Raw genomic sequence first — 20,055 nt, 5'->3', positions numbered from 1 at the left:
TTACCAAAGACTTGTACTAGAGATTCTTTTGGCTATGGCATTAACCAGCAAGAGCAGAATCAAATTCACAACCGAATTGAACAAACCGACGGCTGTTGCGAAGCTGAAGTTCGCATTCAGCAAACCGATTTTATAGACATAAGTAGCGATAATCTCAGCGGTTTCGAGATTAAGCGGATTTTGCAGCAAATAAATTTTTTCAAACCCGACAGACATAATGTTCCCTACGCTTAATATCAAAATGATGACGGCTGTAGGCATAATACCGGGAATATCAATATGAATAATTTTCTGAAAACGAGAAGCTCCATCGACTTTAGCCGCTTCGTACAGCGATGGGTCAACCCCAGCCAGTGCGGCCAAATAAATAACCGCTGAGTACCCTGCACCTTGCCATACGTCAGACCATACGTAGACACTACGGAACATGCTCGGGATGCCAAGAAAGTTGATCGTTTCTAAGCCGAAGCTTTGTAAAATGATATTGATCACGCCTAATCTCGGGGAGAGAAGCAGCATAATCATGGAGACCATGACAACGGTTGAAATGAAGTAAGGCGCGTAGGTGACAAGTTGTACGGCTCTTTTGAAAATGCCATTGCGTACTTCATTTAGCGCCAAGGCGAGCAGAATCGGAACGGGAAAGCCAATAGCGATCTGATATAAACTAAGGAACAGCGTGTTTTTCATCAACACCCAAAATTGCGGATTATTGAAGAACAGGTTGAAATGCTTGAAACCAGCCCAAGGACTGTGCCAAATCCCTTTGACAACGCTATAATCCTTGAAGGCGATGACCGCATTCACCATCGGAATGTACTTAAAAATAAGGAAGTAAAGAACAGCCGGTATAATAAGTAAGTAGAACTGCCAGTGCTTCCGAAAGCTCCTTCTCGCCTCCATCCACAGCCTGGACTTCTTCTTGGTGACACTCGGAGCGCGTGTTTCTCTGACGGATACGGTATCCAGATCAATCCCTCCTGTTTGGTAGCGCTTTCTATCTCTACAAGACCACATTTCTCCCTCCAGCGTAAAGGTACACCTCAAAATAGTGCGTACACCCGCTGAAATCAGAAAAGGTACACTTGGATTTGACAGGTACATTTCTCAGAAGAAACACCAAACGGCGGATCCGGATGGAACCCGCCGTTTGATAATAAGCATTTATACACAGCGCAGCGTGTACGTTCGACCGGCCTCCGCATCGAAACGGATAACACCGTCCATCAAGCGTTCAAAAGGTACTTGCTTGCCTTCCGATTCAATCGAGAGCAAAGCCTTCTTGGTGCGAATGCGGCAGCCTCCACCAAACTGCACTTCGAGCTCTGCTTCCTGAAGAGCGCCTTCCTCCCACGAGAGGCTAACACCTATCGCTCCTCTTGCTCGGAGACCTTTCACATAGCCAGTAGGCCATGCGTCTGGCAAAGCAGGCAGCAAGGAAATTTCGCCAGCATGCGATTGGACGAGCATTTCCGCCACACCAGCGGTAAATCCGAAGTTGCCGTCAATTTGGAAAGGCGGATGCGCATCGAACAAGTTGGCATAAACGCCACCGCGATGATAGTTCGTCCCGTCTTCCTCCACCAGTTGAAGCAAATTGGAGATTAGCTGCAGCGTTCGATTCCCGTCCTGGAAACGTGCCCATAAGCAGATTTTCCAAGCCAAGCTCCACCCCGTGCCGCCGTCTCCGCGCCGCTCCAAGGAATTTCGCGCAGCCTGATACAGCTCCGGCGTTTCCTGCTCCGTCAGTTGACGTCCAGGGTAGATACCGAACAAGTGCGACACATGACGATGATGGACATCCTCATCCTCCCAATCCACTGACCATTCCTGAAGCTGGCCGTGTTTGCCGATTTGCATCGGCTTCAGCTTCTCTAATGCTGCTGTCATCTCGTCCCTAAAGGACTCGTCATCCGCTCGCTTCAGCACATTGACAGCCTCGATGCTATTTATAAACAAATCCCAAATTAACGACATATCCATCGTCGTTGCCTGACTCACACCAGCCTTCTGTCCGTCTGCCGTCACGAATTTGTGCTCCGGCGACGTGGACGGCGACGTGATTAGATGGCCGCCTTCGTCCGTATGAAGAAAGTCTAGACAGAAAAGTGCTGCTTCTCTCATGATCGGATAGGCGTGCTCACGCAAATAATGCTCATCCTTGGTGAACGCATAATGCTCCCACAGATGCTGACACAGCCAAGCAGCCGACATCGGCCACAGTGCCCATACCGGATCGCCTTGCCCATAATCCCCAACTGGCGCAGATTGGCACCAGATGTCTCCGTTATGATGCGCCACCCAGCCACGGCTGCCATAATTAACTTCAGCCGTTTTCCGTCCATTGTGGGACAAATTCTGTATGTACCCAAGGAGTGGCTCGTGGCATTCAGATAAATGGCATGTTTCCGCAAGCCAGTAGTTCATCTCGGTGTTAATATTCAATGTAAAATTACTGCTCCATGGCGGTCTTATTTCTTTGTTCCATATCCCTTGGAGGTTGGCTGGCTGCGACCCGGCGCGTGAGCTTGCAATTAACAAATACCTGCCATATTGAAATAGCAGCTCTACCAGCCCGGCATCCTTCGCCCCATACTGCTCGATTCGCCGGTCGGTTGGCAACTCCTCGGGTGCCTCAGAGGCGCCAAGACTCAGCTCGACACGACCAAAGAGCGCCGTGTAATCATCGATATGAGCTTGCCGCAATTGCTCATAGGATTTGCCCAGAGCTCGCTCCAGCCGCTCCTCATTAGCGGCAGCCATTTCGCCAATTCCCCTCGCAGGAGGTTTATCGTATCCTTGAAAGCTGGTTTCCGCGCTGAATATCAGCGTTACTGCACTAGCTCTTCTAATATGTAAGCCGTCATGATCAATGGTAGAAGTGCCCTCTTCCAGACGAACGCCAAGTCGCCCTTCAAAGCGCATCGCTTCCGTTGTCTCAGGATCTCCATACAGGACGGGCTGATCCCGGTTGTAATAATTCGGATCGACATGCTCCGGGCAGATGCCTTGCAGGAAGAGATGCTCTGCACTCGTGTTTGTTCGATAGGGATGCGGGCTATCCAGTCGTGCTGTGAAATTCAAAGCGCCTGGAACGCTTGCTTCAATCCGAACCACAATGACTTGATCCGGAAATGAAGCAAACATCTCTCGCTTATACACGATATCCCCAATGCGGTACTCCACCCCAGTGATGGCATTCGTCAAATCCAGACTACGCTCATACGCGCGAACCACTCCACCATGGAGAAACTTCAAATGAAGGTCGCCAAGCGGCATATAGGATTGATTGTATGGCCCCATCATGCCCTTGCTCTTCTTGTCGGCATCCTCATAAAGGCCCTCTGCAAGAAGCCCGCGAACTTCAGCCAGAACGTTCTTCGCATTCGGGTTGTTTCCGTCAACAGGCCCACGGCCTGACCAAAGCGTATCTTCATTCAACTGCAAATGCTCAGCTTCCGGATCGCCAAAAACCATGGCCCCGAGACGGCCATTCCCGATAGGAAGCGCTTCCGTCCAAGCTTTTGCATAGCTTCGATAACGTAATTTCAAAGTTAACAGCTCCTTTTTACGAATGGAATCATGAACTACCCCAATAAATCACAATACGAACCTCCTGTATAGGTACACTTCTAACACTAGGGTACGCTTATACGGAAACAGCATTAATTGACCGTTTTTCGGTAAAAGCTAGGGGAAACACCCGATACGCGTTTGAAAGCTCTCCGAAACGCATGCGCGCTGTTATAGCCGACATATTGCGAAATTTCATCAATCGTATGCTGACTGTTAAACAGCAGATCCGTAGCCTTTTTAATCCGTATCTTCTCCAAATAATCCGATAAATTTTCACCCGTATGATCCTTAAATAACTGCGAAATGTACTTCTCCGGCAGCTCGACATCAACCGATATCTTATACAGGTTTAAATCTGAATCTGAGTAATGCGCATCCAGGAAATCCACAATTTTGTTGATCATTTCCCCCGTACTATCTTCTTTTTTCTTCAGCACTCTACTGCAAAATGCTTCAAGAAGCTCAAGAATGTCATGGCGGAAGCGATCGAGGCTAGCTGAGAGCTGCAAATGCTCAATCCGCGCTTTCAGCCCTTGCGACACAGCTTGATCCGTGAAAGGACTATGCTGCAGCAGCCTAAAGAAAGTCCCTTTCAATTCGCCAAATAATTGCTGAACCATCTCCGCTGATAGCTGCCGTTCTGTAAAGTTGTGTGCCAGCAGCTGTTCAAAAATACGGTGAACCTCTTGCAGTTCGCCGATCTTAACCGCATTCAACATGCGCAGCTCCATATCAATCGGATAGTAATAGGTCGTTGATTCCTTAATCACATCCCGATACCAGACCGTTTCCGCTTCTTCCATAAAAACCGAATAATCAAGCGCGCCTCTCGCTTCCTCAAACGAACGACTGCTATCGGATAGTGACTGGAAGCTGCCGCCAATGGCAACCGTCATTTGAATCCGGTACTCCTCTTTCACATATTCTCTAAGGTGTTCAAACAATCCAGACAGGTTACCCGTCATGTCCTCCCCTTCCAATTGGACAGTTTCTTCCTTAAGCGTCATAAGAATCCCGATTTTATCCGAGTCGATATCCGTTACATTGAGTTGGAAAACACTCCTCGAATCAACCAGACTTTTTTTGATCAAAAGCCTTGCCGCATTCAGCTCATGAATAATTTCTTGGCTGACCAAGCCGCTGTAGCCGTTAATTCGAATGATCGCAACATGACCGGCTTCTCGTTTCAAATTCATGTTCGGCAATGAATGCATTAATGTCTGGACTTCCTGCAGAGAATCAAATTCCCCTTTCAATAGCCGTTTCACAAAAGCATCCTCCAATAAAGGCAGCTGTCGCTTAAGCTCCTCTTCCAAAGAACGCTGACTGGCTAGCAAATCAGAAATATTTCCTTGCAGAAAATCGAACGCATTTTTCCCTTTGTACCCGCCTTGACCAATTTGCTCGCGAAAGACCGAAACAATCCGATTGATGGGGGCGCTGTTCCTGTAAGCAAATAATAATGCGGCCACTATGCCCAGCAATAACGTTGAAATCGTGATCGTCCAAGTCACCTTTGCAATGAAAACCGACTGCTTCAAGACGACACTTTTGGGTAAGCCAACAACATACATCCAGCCGTTATAGGTTGATTTCGAGGAAATAAGCAGCGTTTCACCTTCAACAATGTTACCAGGCTGCTGACTGATCAGATGAGGGATATTCATCGCTTGAATTTGGGCATCATCAATGCCAACTCTGGCGATCGGATGACCGTCCTTGTCACTGATATAGGCCCAACCCCCGTACTGCTTCGGAATGCGTTCCAGCATTTTGGCTATTTCATTTTCATCAATCAAAATAACAGCTGTACCGAGCGAATGCTGAAAACTATCGAACGGAATCGACTGCAAATAAGTGATGACATTGCTTTTCTTACCATTACCGATAAACGGTTTTGACGGCAACGTTTCCCTGCGATGAATTTTACCTAAAAGGTCCTGTTTCCATTGGATCGGATTTACATCCTCGTAATGATACAGGTCGAAGAAATCATCAGGGCGCACATACACACCGGATGGCGTAAAAATAGCATGATAATTGTTTAGATAAATGTAGAAATCCTCCAGAAAGGTGTTCGTCAAGCTGTACGCTGCCGTATTACGCCATGATTTCCATAGAGCATATACGTCGTAGTGATCGACATCCACTTGCTGATTCAGCACATAGTTCAGTTCCTGGTCCAACGACAGCTGTCTCGTAATGTTCTCAACCTCTTCCATTCTGCGATCCAGAACGTCTTTACTTTGGTTCAGCATCATCGCGCTTGCCTCGAGTGAGCTAGACTTAATAATATCCGAGGAAACATAATAGGAGATGAAACCCGTCACCATGGGAATAAACAGGATGAGCACATAGGAAATTAGAAAACTTCTGAAAATGGGGGAATGCTCCAGCTTCAGATTGTTAGTTAGCTTCATCACAACTTGTTCACCTCATCTACTTGTACAATCCCAATTTAGTAAGCGTTTTCATTTATACCTACTATGATAAAATAAAAGCTGGATTTTGTCTGTCGAAATAAGGCGGTGGGCTAAAATAGCGCCAACCATTCCTTGCACGGCAAAAATAAAACGTTCATTGGATGTCATCCAATGAACGTCCCTCATTCACCATTGCCTTCAAGTCGGCGAGAATCTACCCATTAAAGCTATCGCGCCATTTGAGCAGCTTCTTCTCTAATATACGCACCAAGGAATCGGAGCCTTTGCCTACGAAAGCAAAAATCAAAATCCCAACAAACACAATTGCTGTCTGGGAGAACTGTCTGGCATCCAAGATCAAGTAACCAACCCCTTCACTTGAACCCATGAGCTCAGCTACAACCAAGCCTAACCAAGCAACACCGATTGACAGTCGCAAGCCAAGCAAAATATTAGGCAGCGCTGCAGGCAATACCAACTTCGTGATTTGTTTGAACTTACTGAATTCCAGCACGCGAGCAACATCGAACAATTTAGAATCCACGTTCCTGATACCTAGAAATGTCTGCACATACAGCGGGAAGAACGCTCCTTTCGCAATCAGAAGCACTTTGGAGAACTCGCCGAAACCAAACCACAGAATAAAGAGCGGTGTGATCGCCAAATGCGGTATTGTCCGAAGCATCTGAACGGAAGGATCAAGCGTCTGCTCGAATTTGCGGAACAGGCCGACAAGCAGGCCAAAGGCTAGCCCTAAACTTCCGCCAATCAGAAAGCCGACGGCCGCACGCCAAATACTAATTCTCACGTGCATGAAGAGCTCACCGCTAATGAGTAAGTCATAAAAGGCCTGCCATATCGCATAAGGCGTGGGCAGCAGGGTTTTGGACACGATCCCTAACGACCCGAAAATCTGCCACAGAATTAAGACGGTCAGCGGCAAAATGCTCCCCCGCACAACAAGCTCCCATTTGGCTTCTTTCCTTTGCGGCTTTGAAAGGCTAGGCTGTTCGGACGAAACGGGTGGTTCCGCTGTCTTCGGCCGAGAAATGGGCTGATTTTTTCCAACAATAACTTCTGCTTGACTCATCGCTGCTCCCTCACTTTCATTCTCATTTAGTTAAATACCCGAGCTGTCGATCAGCTCTAATTCATCGATGGGTTCAAATTCGCTGAGCACCAGCTTGCGCAGTTCTTGGAACGAAACGGTTGTCTTTTTACGTGGATAGGGCAGATCGACTTGAATGATGTTACGGATTGTGCCTGGGCGCGCATCCATCACGACGACTCGGGTTGCCAGAAACACGGCCTCATCGATATCATGCGTAACAAGGATCATCGTTGTCCGGTTCTTCTCCCAGATGTCGAGCGCAACCTCTTGCAAATGCGAACGCGTGAAGGCGTCCAACGCCCCAAACGGTTCATCCAACAGGAGCACCTTCGGATTACGGAGCAAAGCTCTTGCAATGGCAACCCGCTGGGACATGCCTCCTGATAGCTCTCTCGGGTACGATTTCTCGAAGCCTTGCAGCCTCACAAGTTCAATCAGGTGATCTACACGTGCCCTGACGTCAGGATCTTTCAGGTTAAGATCGGCGGCAATATTTTTCTCGACAGTCAACCAAGGGAATAAGCGATGCTCCTGAAAAATAAATCCTTTATCAATACCAGGCTTTTCTACCTGTTTTTGTTCGAGAAGCACCTTGCCGTTATGTTCAGTATCCAGACCAGCTATGATTTTGAGCAGTGTGCTTTTACCGCAGCCACTTGGACCTATAATCGTTATAAATTCACCTTCTTTAATTTGTAATTGAATGTTATGAAGTGCTTCAACTCGGTGTCCTTGAGGCGTCTGAAACCATTTGCTCGGTAAATCAATATCTACTGATAGTACGCTCATCAAGCTCTCCCCCTTTAACCATTTATTCAATCAAAAAAAAGAGACCCCCATACGAACCCCTTTACGGGGAAGTCAGGAAGTCTCCAGATACCTGGTCGACAAGATTCAATTGAATTTCAATTCATAGTGATTAACTTGGATATAAAGCGATCATATCACTACAAAAATTGGAAGTCAATCCCTTAATTCTTACATAACCCACTTGTTTTATCGGAATTAATATGCTAGCATAACTAATCAATAACACATGCAGCCGATTGGTCCACCAAAGGCTCTCCAAGCACCGTTCAAAGCGGCAAGCTTGTGAGAGCCTTTTTGTATACTCGGGGGGCTTATATGAAATGACAATATTTTGGAGGGATGAAGGATGAGTACACCAGAGCAGCGGCAACTGCGTCTAGGAGCATTTCTATTTCAAGTGGGCCATCACGTAGCGTCTTGGCGTTATCCGGATACTGATGCCCAAGGCATTCTACAACATGAGTTTTACGAGCATTTTGCCCAAACGGCGGAACGCGGCAAGTTCGATATGATTTTCCTTGCAGACACGCTTGCAGTCGTTGATCGTTTTAAGACGAATATCAAGCATACCGTGACCGTTCGACCCGAACCCATTACACTGCTTTCCTATCTGGCAGGTGTTACTGAACATATTGGATTGGCAGCAACCGTTTCTACTTCGTATCATGAGCCGTACAACTTAGCACGTGAATTCTCCTGCTTAGATCACTTGAGCGGAGGGCGCGCAGCGTGGAATGTAGTAACCTCTGGCCGAGATGAAGAAGCCCATAATTTCAGTCAAGGCCGTCATCTCGCCCATGATAAACGATATGAACGAGCGCGTGAATTCGTTGATGTCGTCACCTCCCTCTGGGATAGCTGGGAAGATGGCGCCATTGTGGCTGACAAGGAGAACGGCCTATTCGCTGATCCAAGCAAAGTGCATGAGCTGAATCACCGCGGCGAATTTTTCGCCGTACGTGGCCCTTTGAACTTGCCTCGCTCACCGCAAGGCAGACCGGTTGTGATTCAAGCGGGGGCATCGGAAACAGGGAAACACCTTGCCGCCCAGACGGCAGAAGTCGTCTTCACGGCTTGGCAAACGCTGGAGGAAGCGCAGCTATTTTACCGCAGCGTCAAGGACCTGGCTGTCACCTACGGCAGATCGCCGAATGACATCCTTATCATGCCGGGCATTTTCCCGGTCATTGGAGCAACCGAAGAAGAGGCGCGCGAGAAAGAAGCGCTTCTCCAGTCCCAAGTGCTGCCAGCCGTCGGATTATCCATGCTCTCCGCATCGTTGAATGTCGACTTGACCGGCTATCCGCTTGATGGCCCCCTCCCTGACCTTCCGGAGCTTCAGCAGGTGAATGGCGGCAAAAGCCGCTTCCAGCTCGTCTCCGATATGGCGCGCCGGGAAGGATTGACGATTCGCCAATTGATGTACCGGGTGACAGGCGCTCGTGGTCACCGCACCATTTATGGCACACCGGTCCAAATTGCCGATCAGCTTGAAGAATGGTTCAAGGGCGGCGCTTGCGATGGCTTCAATATCATGCCGCCTTATTTGCCAGGCGGTTTGGAAGAATTCGTGGATCTCGTCATTCCTGAGCTGCAACGCAGAGGGTTGTTTCGCACAGAGTATGAAGGAACCACCTTGCGCGATCATTTAGGACTGACTAGACCACAAAGCCGTTTTCAAAAGGCTGAAACTGTAAGTGGATATTAATTGATAAGTGAGCATTGAGAATTGGGGGGAATGTATCAATGGGAACTAACCATCAACAAAGACAGCTTCATCTCGGGGCTTTCATATTTGGCGTAGGCCATCATATTGCGGCTTGGCGCTATCCTTTGACGGATACAGGCGGACTTTTGAAGCTTGATTTCTACAAAAAATTTGCCCAAACAGCGGAACGCGGCAAGTTCGACCTCGTTTTTATCGAAGACATTCCCGTACTTCCGGAGCCGCTGAACAGAGCCGTCCAGTATACGCTCCCGGTCCGGGCGGAACCGTTGACCCTACTATCTGCGCTGGCCTCGGTCACCAAGAAGATCGGTCTAGTCGGAACCGTATCGACCACCTATAGCGAGCCCTTTCATGTGGCGCGTAAATTCGCTTCCCTCGATCATTTGAGCGGCGGGCGGGCAGGCTGGAATGCCGTCACAACCAGTATGGAAAATACAGCCAAAAACTTCGGCCGCGACCATCATTTAGATCACTCCCTCCGTTACGAGCGAGCCAAGGAATTCGTTGATGTCGTAACAGCTCTCTGGGACAGCTGGGAAGAAGGCGCGCTCATTATTGATAAAGCAACCGGCCAATTCGCTGATCCGGATAAAGTTCATGCGATCAATCATGTTGGCGAACACTTTTCCGTACGCGGTCCCTTGAATGTCCATCGTTCTGTTCAGGGACGTCCTGTTGTCGTGCAGGCGGGCTCTTCAACGACGGGTCAAGCCTTTGCTGCTCAGACGGCTGAGGTTGTTTTCACCGCTTGGCAGACATTGGAAGAAGCACAAAGCTTCTATGCATCCCTCAAAGGCCAGCTTCCCGCTTATGGACGTTCGCCGGATGAGCTGAAAATATTACCCGGAGTGCTGCCTTTCATCGGCGCGACAGAGGAAGAGGCCAAAGCGAAGGAAGCCGAATTCCAGAATCTTGTCCTCCCTGCCGTCGGGCTAGGGATGGTGCAGAACATCTTGAGAGTCGATCTTTCCGGCTATCCACTGGATGGACCGCTGCCTGAGTTGCCGGATGCTACCGACATTAATGGCGGCAAAAGCCGCTACCAGCTGCTGCTTGATATGGCTCGCAGAGAACATCTCACGATTCGCCAGCTCATCCACCGGGTTACCGGTGCCCGCGGACATCGAACCATCGCTGGAACGCCTGTCCAAATTGCGGACCAGTTGGAGGAATGGTTCGTGAATGAAGCCTGCGACGGCTTCAACATCATGCCGCCTTATTTGCCAGGCGGGCTGGATGAGTTCGTCGATCTCGTCATTCCGGAATTGCAGCGGCGCGGCTTATTCCGTTCTGAGTATTCGGGACGCACGCTGCGCGACCACCTTGGATTAGCTGAGCCTGCGAATCGCTTTGCTCAGCGTGCGGTGGCGGTGGCGGAGTCAGCAGCGGCATCGGGAGTAGGAGCGACAACTGCAGAAGCGGCATCATTTTCAAAGCCAGCAACAGAGTCGGAACCAACAACATCTCCAGCATCAGCAACATTTGCTCACTAAACATTAGCTTTACTAAGAGAGGGGTCATCAGTATGAAACAGAAATCATTTTATAATAAAAGCTTATCGTTCCTGGCCGTTATCACGTTAGTTCTGCTATCCGCATGCGGTGCCAAAACGGCTGGCGCTCCGACAAACGGCGGAACTACAGCTCAAAGCAGTGCCTCCACTACGCAAAGCAGCAATACAGCATCGACTCCCGCGGCTGCGGCGAAAGAGAAGGTCGTTGTGAACATCGGTATCCAAGGCAAAACGGGCGTCCTGAACTTCGCTCGTGAGAAGGGATACTTCGAGAAGGCATTTACGGCTGTTGGCGCTGAAATCAAATGGAATGAGTTTGCCAGCGGTCCTCCACATTTTGAGGCCATAGCGGCAGGAAGGCTCGATTTCGGTGCTACTGGCGGAACGCCTCTGATTTCTGGTCAAGTCGGCGGAGTTGATTTCAAAGGCATCGCTGTGACAAGTGACGGCAAAAAAGGCAACATGATTATCGTCCCGAAGAACAGTCCCATCAAGGATTTAAAAGATCTGAAAGGCAAAAAAGTCGCCGTAGCCAAAGGCAGCAGCGCCTATAACTTCCTGTATATGGCCATTGATAAGGCCGGATTAAAGGGCGACGACGTCAAAGTTATTCAGCTTCAGCCCGATGAAGCCAGACCTGCTCTCGACAGCGGCGCCATCGACGCTTGGTCCATTTGGGAGCCTTACGCGACTACAGCCGTTTACCAAACAGGAGCATCTATTTTAGTCACAGGTGAAAATCTGAATATCAACGCGCCATCCTTCCTGATAGCTCGAACCAAATTTACACAGGAGCATCCGGATCTTACTGTGCTTTTCCTCAAAACCTACGAAGAAGCACGTAAGTACTACGTCGATCATCAGGATGAAATCGCGGATGAACTGTCCAAATCGCAGAAGCTGGACAAAGCCATCATTGTTGATGTTTTGAAAAACACATTCCCGATTCTCTCCTCGATTACACCGGAATTCGCCAAAGCGCACCAGGAGCAAGCTGACTTCCTCCAATCTGTCGGCGCTATTACGAAAAAGCTGGACACGTCACAGGTTCTTGAGAGTAAATTCATTGATCAAGCGTTGAAGAAGTAAACGCTGGGGCTGCCTCGAAAGTAGATACGTCTACTTGCGGGTGGCTCTTTATTTTGTTTCTTTCACTTAACGCCGATTACTCCTGCTAATTCTCGCAAATGATCCACTTTTTCTCAAATAACTGGAATTTCTCCAGCTAATATCAGCAAATCTAGGTGATTTCGGCCAGCTACCGACGATTTAGATGGAGTTTCTGCCGTTATTTCGTTCTTTGCCACCGAGCAGCATAGATTAACGGGAGTTTCTCCAGCTATTTCAGCTGAGGAACCGTCTAATCAGATCGCCCCCTTGCAACCGGGCAGTTAAACAGATGGATTACTTGCACTTAACAGACGAAAAAGACTATCTCCTCCAGTCATCTCTGACCAAATAAGATAGCCTTCTACTATTGATGTTATGTCACTGCTGCCTTAGACGCAGCTTCCCGTGCCAGCTTCTCCCTGATCTGCGCCTTGCGTTCTTCGCGTTCACTCGGCTTTAGCCGTGGGCATGTATAACAATAACTGCCGCCTTCCGTGCAGTAAAACATGCAACAACCCGACTTCATCCGCAGCTGAGTATCCGGCTCACCGGGGGCGCCTGGGTAATCAAGGTAGATAAACTTGACGTTCAGAGGATTTTCCGCACGTCCGAAAACTTGGCCGTTCAGTTCTTTCGAAACAAACGTCCATTCTTCCTCGATGCGCTGCTGCTCCTGCTCGGAACCCGCTTGTTCTTTCAAACGGTCGAACATATAACGCATTCGAGTCGGAAACAACTTCCACAAATGTGTGATATCCATATCCGCAGCAGAGGAAGCTGCTTCTACAATCGGGCGAATGTGAGTCCCGTACCAGTGGCTTAAGCGCTCTTTGCGCCAAGCGCTGCGCTCTCCCTCCCGCGGTCCTTCCAGCTGCCGAATATCATGAAGCACATAGCGGAATTCAGCATATCCTTGCTTGTGCATGTAGATTTGCAGTGTCCAAAGTTCCGGAGCCAGATCGATCAACTCATCCTTCAACACCATGCCATGCATAGCCATGTTCAACATACCAAGTCTACTTATAAAATACACACAAGCCGCCGCAGGCTCAAGCGCCTTCATGAGCGGTGAATAAGCACTAATTAGCTCCCGCATACCAGCCTCTGTAGAGAGACGGCTGCCTGCTATTGCAAATAGCGGCTGTAGATGTAACTCCGTAGTAACCCCGAACTGCTCCGCGAGAACATGCTGTAAAGATGAACTCATTGTCTGGCCTCCTTCGTGTAGCGCCGATAACAGCTACCTGTTCGGATGATGTGATAACATCCATCCTATTCATAAAGACCATTGTATCATACATGATAATGATTATCATTACTGATTTTTTCCTAATTAAAAAAGCCTGCCCCATTATCTTTTTACAGATGTTTGGGACAGACTTTGGATATTACTTATTTTTTAAAAGATAGTGCCCTGAGTATAACAGTTGCTGCTTCTGCTCTTGTTGTATTTCCTTTCGGTCTTAACGTGCCATCCTCGTAACCATTCAATAATCCACTTGAATTGGCTGTAGAAATCGCTGTTTTCGCCCATTTAGAAATCTCCGAACTATCCGTATAGCTGGTGACTTCTGCCTTCAAACTGATTTGAGCGGCGCGAACAATTATCGTGGCCATTTGCTCGCGGCTAATGTAGTCATCAGGGCCAAAAGCCGTATCGCTATAACCATTAACAATACCCTGTGATGCGGCTGTAGCTATGAAATTTTTCGCCCAATGGCTACTTGTATCCGCGAACACCTTACCAACTTGCTCCTTGAGGTTAAAAGCTTTTACGATAATCGCAACGAATTCAGCTCTTGTAATGTTATTATCCGGTTTAAATGTACCATCTGAATATCCATTAATAGATCCCTTTTGAGCTAGCTCTATCATACTTTTTTCCGCCCAGTGTCCCTTCATGTCAGAGAATACAACACTGATAACAGGAATATCAGGGATAACAGGTTTAGCGGTAGCTAGAACCGCGAACTTCGTGAAATGATTAATTGAACCAGTTACTGTAGCATTCGTGCTATCCACCTGCGGATTTTCTAATGGAATCCATTTTTTAGTTTCTTCATTCAACCAATAAATACCAACTAATGATTGACTCATGTCAACTTTGTTTTTATCAAATGGCAAAGTGATTGATACCGGTTTGCTGAACTCACCAGCGAAATCTTTGCTAATATCAAAAACATCGCTAATGAGCTTCGACGATGCATCCATCGGTAAACTCAACGTATCCGTAACTTTATTTACAGTGACCTTGAAGTTACTGATGTTACTATTTACAGCCCCGGATGGTATGACAATTTTAGCCCCATTTTGGGTTACTGTACCGCCATTGGTCACATAAATGATATCTGTATTCGGTGTAAATCCAGCTCCGCTGTCTTCTCTAGAAGAAGTTGATGTCAACTTCACCAATTCTTTCGTGTTACGGACACGAATTCGGGTTCCCTCTGTATTCTTGCTTGCCAAGCCTACAGCCTCAAGGGTATCGCCGACCACCAGGCTCGGAACTGGCCCACTTTGGTTCACAATATATCCATCTGTAAAAACAAGAACCGGTCCAGTTCCATCATCGACAACATACGAATTATCATCAAATTTGGAAACCACTCTTCCACTTACTTTTACCAGCATTCCTTGATTTTGCTCAAGTGTAGCTGCGTTTGTCGTTACTTTCAGTGGTGTAACTGGGTTCGTATGGCCTGTTTTAATGACATCTATATTAAAAGCATTAAAATCTAGTTCTTTATTATTTTCAAAAGTCTTCATCTGCCCGTAAATTCTCACGGTATCGCCTTCAACCAATGAATTCTCCGGCAATTCTTTAAAGGCCATAATCCCGCCGGTAGCATCTTGTACATAGAAGGCATCGAAGAAAATGTTGGACCCTGTCACTACGGTACCCTCAACGACTGCAGGAGTTCCGTCAGGCATTGAACGGACGTTAGCAATGGAATCAATGCGAGTGTCACGGTGAGCCAACCAATTAATTGCATTTAAGCCCAGCTCATTATTGCCTTTGGCATTATACGACTCGTCCATTTGCTTGTCATTAAAAGCATTCATTCCCGAGACGATAATTCTTCCGTTTCCGACCTGTTCAGAAGCAATCGCTGGTATAGCGGAACCACCACTTCCGTCATCCGTCGTATCATAGACGAATCCGCCGCTGCTAATTTTGTCTTGAAACGTTGTCTCGTTTCCTTTAACTAGAATCGTCACCTTATCGGTATCTGTCAGTGCCTCATGACCGACTTTCTCCAGACTTGCCCCACTGTAATACTCTAGGGTCAGGGAACGATCCGTAATATAGTTCTTAACAATTCCAGGATGTAATCGAACAGTAAATGTATTGGTACCAATCGGCGGTGTCCAAAAATTTCCGTCTAAACTTGTATCGAAAATGCCATCATTGCTCACTTGGATCGTCGATCCCATCTGCTGGAGCAAGCTATTGCTAATGGTTGGATTGGTGCTGTTATTACTTTTCTCCGTTAATAAAAGCGATCCTCCAGCTTGCACGAATGCAGCTATCACTGCGCTTTCATCCGCAGTTACCGCCACGCTAGGATGAGTAAACATCAGTACTTTAACATCACTTAGCGATGTAGAAGTAAGTGGAGACGTATTCTCAACGACCGTGTAACCTTCCTGCTGCAGCTGATTCGTGAAACTTTTCAAATTATCTTTGTAAGTTCCAGCATCTTGTGTTGTATTCTCATTTTTGTGAGAAGCATCTATCATCACTTTAATCCCTAATGAAGCCTTAATCGTTACAGCTTGATTAAACTGGTTGTCGACAGGCGAATCCCCTGACGGAGTTTCAAGTACAGCAATTAACGTATGATCTCCCTGCAACGGATTCGTCCAAGTCGCTCTGGCTGTAGCCGTTCCTTTGGATGTGATCGAAGCTACTGTAGCATCACCAATCAAGTGTGTAGCATCAACCGTATCATAGTAAAAATGAACATTTAAGTTGGAAAGATCTTGCGATCCCAGGTTGGTAAGACCTGCTTCCAATACGGATGGGCTTCCTGCAACTAAACTATTCCCAACCACATTGATTCCGCTAATCTTTACGTCTGTTGTTACGATTTCGGACCAGATTGGAGCTGAATAAATACGTTCGCCATCCATTTGGGTTACTCTAACAACAAACCACTGTTGACCACCAGTGATATCCACAGTTGGATTCCATGTGAAATCCGTTGTCATTGGAGTCATGGATTTAATCACTTTATTGCCGTTCGTAATCAATTCTACTTTGGCAATGCGATCATCCGATTTGTAAGTGTTGCTGAGGTAGCTATACTCAGGCATTGTCTTAGCCTCTACCACAGCGTCTTTACCCGAAACAGTAAAGTTCAATGTACTGCCCTTGACAGTTGCACCCATGTAGCTGCCATTGGCAAGGAAATCCAAGCTAAAGTTCGGATCTTCACTCATGTAAACCCGCATGTTACGCATGGATTGAAGTAATGACTCCTGCGATAGATCATTAGCTACGATCACGGTTCTAGCGTTCGTTTGACCCCAAGTACCGTCATGATTATCTTCACCATATGTCGGAGCAACGTGCCAACCAAGATCCAACGCTTTAAAGAACTTCGCCTCGGCATTCGCATAAGCGTAATGACCAGAACCATTTCCAACTTCAAACATCGTAAACAATTTATCTACATTGCGATCGTATGGCATGAAATTATTGAACGCATTAGCCGACATATCCGGGTGATTGAACTGCGCGACCACATCGTCGTAAGTCAGAACCCATGCATAATATTTACTTAAATCTTGATATTGGCCAGCATTTTGTTTGCGGTCAATGAAGTTCTGCGTGCCAAAAACGTTCGAATGTCCCCAGGTCGTTGAAGTCATCTCAAAAGCGGGAAATACAACAAATTTATCATTTTTTGTATATTGGTTTGCTAAATTCTTGGTAAGCTGCCAATCAGCACCACCCGTACGCTCTGGTGATCCTTTATGGTCTACTGTATCTTGACCCACTAGCGCTGCATCAATGTCATGTGAATGGTCAGAAAAAGCAAAGAAATCATAATTATGCGCTTCGGCTGCTAATAAAGCATCTTCCGGCGTACCTGCTGCATCGTGAGAGATGTTGGTATGATTGTGCGTCGTACCCCGGTAATGCGTCCCACCAGTAAACACTGGAACTACACTGAAGCTCCACGTATACGTGCCTGCATTTCCTTTTGTATCCTTCACATTTACGGTAACGGTATGATCACCAATAGCCAGATCTGAATTGATTTGCAGCTGAATTTGCTCTGCTGTTGCCGTTGCTTGGACAGGTTGGTCATCCAGTGTTACAGCTATAGTTGCTAAGTCAAGGCCGCTTGGCTCAACATACTGAACAGAGATTAAGGGTTGTCTATCCTCTGTTTTGGTACCTTGAATCGGCGTTTCATCTAGAAACTGAGGCGCAAATGTATCCGCTACAACGGAAATGGAATAAGGCGCATTCGGAGAACCAGATTGTTTTGAAGTAGTGGCATCCTTAGCTTCAATATAATATTCAAAAGTGCTTCCAGCAGGCACCGATGCTGCCGGCATGGTTACGCTATACGAGGTTTGATCTGATGAAGTCATTGGTAGAGCTGAATAAGTAGTACCACCAGTTGCCCTGTAATAGAGCGTAACCGAACTTGCATTTTTGGCGTTAGCCACGAACTTAATGTCTGTATTGATATAGGCTTGAGTTACCGCTTGATGGGTTAGCCCTAGTTCCTTAATCTCCACAACATCAGTTAACGATCTTGGGAATACCTGATACCCGCTGTTATACGGAGTAGAGGAATCGTATTGACTAAAAATACCAGTGAAGGTATATGTCGCATCCTTTTGGATGTCTGATGTGGTATTAATTCCGCTTGCCGTCGTTACCCTGAGGGTAATCGTTTTACCTGCTGCATCAGCTACAGTAACATTATATCCGTTACCTGAGATAGCGGGGATATTGGTAATCTTGCCTGTAAATTTAACCAACGAGCCTTCCAGCGGTTCAGCCTTCGTATTGTCGATTAAATCAACAATCGTGGATTCTTGAGGAGCAGGAAGCGTATCTGTCCCCTTTTTAACTACTGTAGTAGGTGTAATTTCTGTTAGACCGTTATAGAATTGAACAGCCCCTGTCACAGCGACAACATCACCTTGGGCAACCGTAACACCTTGCGGAAGTGCCCCGAATACAGCGATGCCTCCCGTGCTATCTTGCATATAGAAGGTGTTAGCTGCTGCTACCTCGTTATTGCCAATAACAACGCCTTGGATGGTAAAGACTTGATTAATTTTATCCGACTTTCCAGCGCTGTCATTTGTCCGCAAGCTGCTGATCGGTGTTACGACCGTATTGTCAGCTTTGGTAATCTTCGTCGTTGGGCCTTCCAAGCTGGCACCATTCGCACTGGTAGTTAATTGAGAAACATAAACATCGTCTGTTCCAGCGTTGAATGTAAAGGTGAAGGAACCGTCAGCGCTTGCCACAACGTGGTCTTGTCCATCCGATGATGATAGAAAGCGATTGCCTCCTGAAGCAAGGTTATATACATAAACCTGTGAGTTTGCCGCCGCTGCTCCAGCAGCACCTACGACTCTACCAACCAAGCTAGCATCAACATAATAACTCAGCTTGACAGCGTTAAGTCCAGCACTAGCTGCAGCTAAATTAATCATAACAGAGCTGCTTTCTGATTTATTTGCATCTTTGGTTGTCAAATATACTTGTGAGTTGTTAGCCGTATTATCGAAAGCAAGGTTGAATTTACCATTGCTATCCGCATATACTGCTGCTGTAACAGCTACGCTTGTCGTATCTGGATTACTTACATACATAGAAACATAGGTGGATGCTGTGACAGAAGCTGCGTCCCCCACTACTCTGCCCACTGTTCCTTGATTAGTAAACTGAATTTGCTGTGAAATTGGCTGAGCGCTCTTAGTGACTACTACTGCCGGGGTCGCTGTGTTTCTCGGTGGAATAATTGGCCCAACTACGAAGTCTGATCCGTTATTATCGGTATCCCAACCAGCGCCTTTCCCGACTGCCGAGTTGCTGCCATCTTCCGATTTACGCTGCGCGCTTGTAGGATTGCTTAATACTGCCGTTGCAGCAGTTCCTTCAAATTCACTTGCTTTTCCAAACCCGACAAAATCAATCACAGCGGGATCCGCTTTCCCAGTAATTGCTGTTGATTTATTAGCTAACGCAACTTTACCATCAGAAGCGGACAAGGTAAGAGTTCCAATTGCATCCGGGGTTGGAAGATTTGGCATTGAACCGGATCCAGCAGCTTCTTGAATCAAATAAAAACTATGTGCTTTAATTGTTCCACCAAGCGTTGTAGCCGCCCAGCTTGTACCCGCAGCGGATGTATATTGAACAGAATATCCACTTAAATCTACTTCAGAATCCGTAGGATTATACAGTTCAATAAAATCGTTTTTGTAGGTAGCCCCTGAGTTGCCTCCCCCACCACTCACCTGGCTGATCACAATGTGATCACTAGCTGCGGAAGCCTTGGGTACCGACAATCCACTCATTGGAAGCAGCGAACCAACAAACAAACAAGAAGCTAACCCAACGCTTGTCCATTTCTTCAATTTAGTAAACGACGCGATCATTTATACAGTCCCTCTCTCTCTCATGTATACCTGAATTTCATGCACTTGGTTAAATTGCATCGTATAATTCTTTATTCCTGTCACTTCCTCTTTTCTTTCTCTACGATGATTGTCCCCTTCACTTATAATGAGCGCACGCCATTGA

10 protein-coding genes are annotated in these 20,055 nt (G+C 47.1%); 3 read left to right on the top strand and 7 right to left on the bottom strand.

The genetic code is table 11. The features are described from left to right. The 5 genes from AC58VC_RS13245 to AC58VC_RS13225 all read right to left on the bottom strand — a co-directional run bounded on the left by AC58VC_RS13245 (nt 1) and on the right by AC58VC_RS13225 (nt 7,899). Nucleotides 1-855, bottom strand: a complete 855-nt coding sequence (locus AC58VC_RS13245; RefSeq protein WP_161409899.1) for an ABC transporter permease subunit — start codon at nt 853-855, stop codon at nt 1-3. Nucleotides 856-1,164: 309 nt separating this feature from the next. Further along, entirely contained in the window at nt 1,165-3,552 is a 2,388-nt protein-coding gene (locus AC58VC_RS13240) for a glycoside hydrolase family 95 protein (protein ID WP_497369236.1), read from the bottom strand. A 113-nt stretch (nt 3,553-3,665) separates the two neighbouring features. Beyond that, nucleotides 3,666-5,996, bottom strand: coding sequence for a helix-turn-helix domain-containing protein (locus AC58VC_RS13235; protein ID WP_497369235.1), 2,331 nt, complete (start codon nt 5,994-5,996; stop codon nt 3,666-3,668). A 217-nt stretch (nt 5,997-6,213) separates the two neighbouring features. After that, a complete protein-coding gene (locus AC58VC_RS13230) occupies nt 6,214-7,050 on the bottom strand; it encodes an ABC transporter permease (RefSeq protein WP_497369795.1) in 837 nt (278 codons plus the stop codon). A 69-nt stretch (nt 7,051-7,119) separates the two neighbouring features. Beyond that, on the bottom strand, nt 7,120-7,899 hold the full coding sequence (locus AC58VC_RS13225) for an ABC transporter ATP-binding protein (RefSeq protein ID WP_497369234.1): 780 nt from the start codon (nt 7,897-7,899) through the stop codon (nt 7,120-7,122). Between the two features lie 367 nt (nt 7,900-8,266). On the opposite strand from AC58VC_RS13225, the gene AC58VC_RS13220 reads away from it, so the two are divergent. The 3 genes from AC58VC_RS13220 to AC58VC_RS13210 are packed head-to-tail and all read left to right on the top strand — an operon-like array spanning nt 8,267 to nt 12,251. Further along, the gene (locus AC58VC_RS13220; RefSeq protein WP_497369233.1) at nt 8,267-9,628 is read left to right on the top strand and encodes an LLM class flavin-dependent oxidoreductase; all 1,362 of its coding nucleotides are present in this window, start codon (nt 8,267-8,269) and stop codon (nt 9,626-9,628) included. 38 nt (nt 9,629-9,666) lie between these two features. Then, nucleotides 9,667-11,142 (top strand): LLM class flavin-dependent oxidoreductase, encoded by a 1,476-nt coding sequence (locus tag AC58VC_RS13215; RefSeq protein ID WP_497369232.1) that lies wholly within the window; start codon nt 9,667-9,669, stop codon nt 11,140-11,142. Nucleotides 11,143-11,174: 32 nt separating this feature from the next. Further along, nucleotides 11,175-12,251 carry an aliphatic sulfonate ABC transporter substrate-binding protein gene (locus AC58VC_RS13210; protein WP_497369231.1) on the top strand — a complete coding sequence of 359 codons (1,077 nt, stop codon included), beginning with the start codon at nt 11,175-11,177 and terminating at the stop codon, nt 12,249-12,251. A gap of 394 nt (nt 12,252-12,645) precedes the next feature. Here the strand turns inward: AC58VC_RS13210 and AC58VC_RS13205 are convergent, their stop codons facing one another. Beyond that, nucleotides 12,646-13,479: a hypothetical protein gene (locus AC58VC_RS13205; protein ID WP_497369230.1), complete on the bottom strand. Its 834-nt coding sequence runs from the start codon at nt 13,477-13,479 to the stop codon at nt 12,646-12,648. A gap of 185 nt (nt 13,480-13,664) precedes the next feature. Continuing rightward, nucleotides 13,665-19,910 carry an S-layer homology domain-containing protein gene (locus tag AC58VC_RS13200; RefSeq protein WP_497369229.1) on the bottom strand — a complete coding sequence of 2,082 codons (6,246 nt, stop codon included), beginning with the start codon at nt 19,908-19,910 and terminating at the stop codon, nt 13,665-13,667. Between the last annotated feature and the right edge of the window lie 145 nt (nt 19,911-20,055).

This window comes from Paenibacillus sp. J22R67 (genome assembly GCF_059692175.1).
This window is presented reverse-complemented; position numbering and strand designations above follow the sequence as displayed.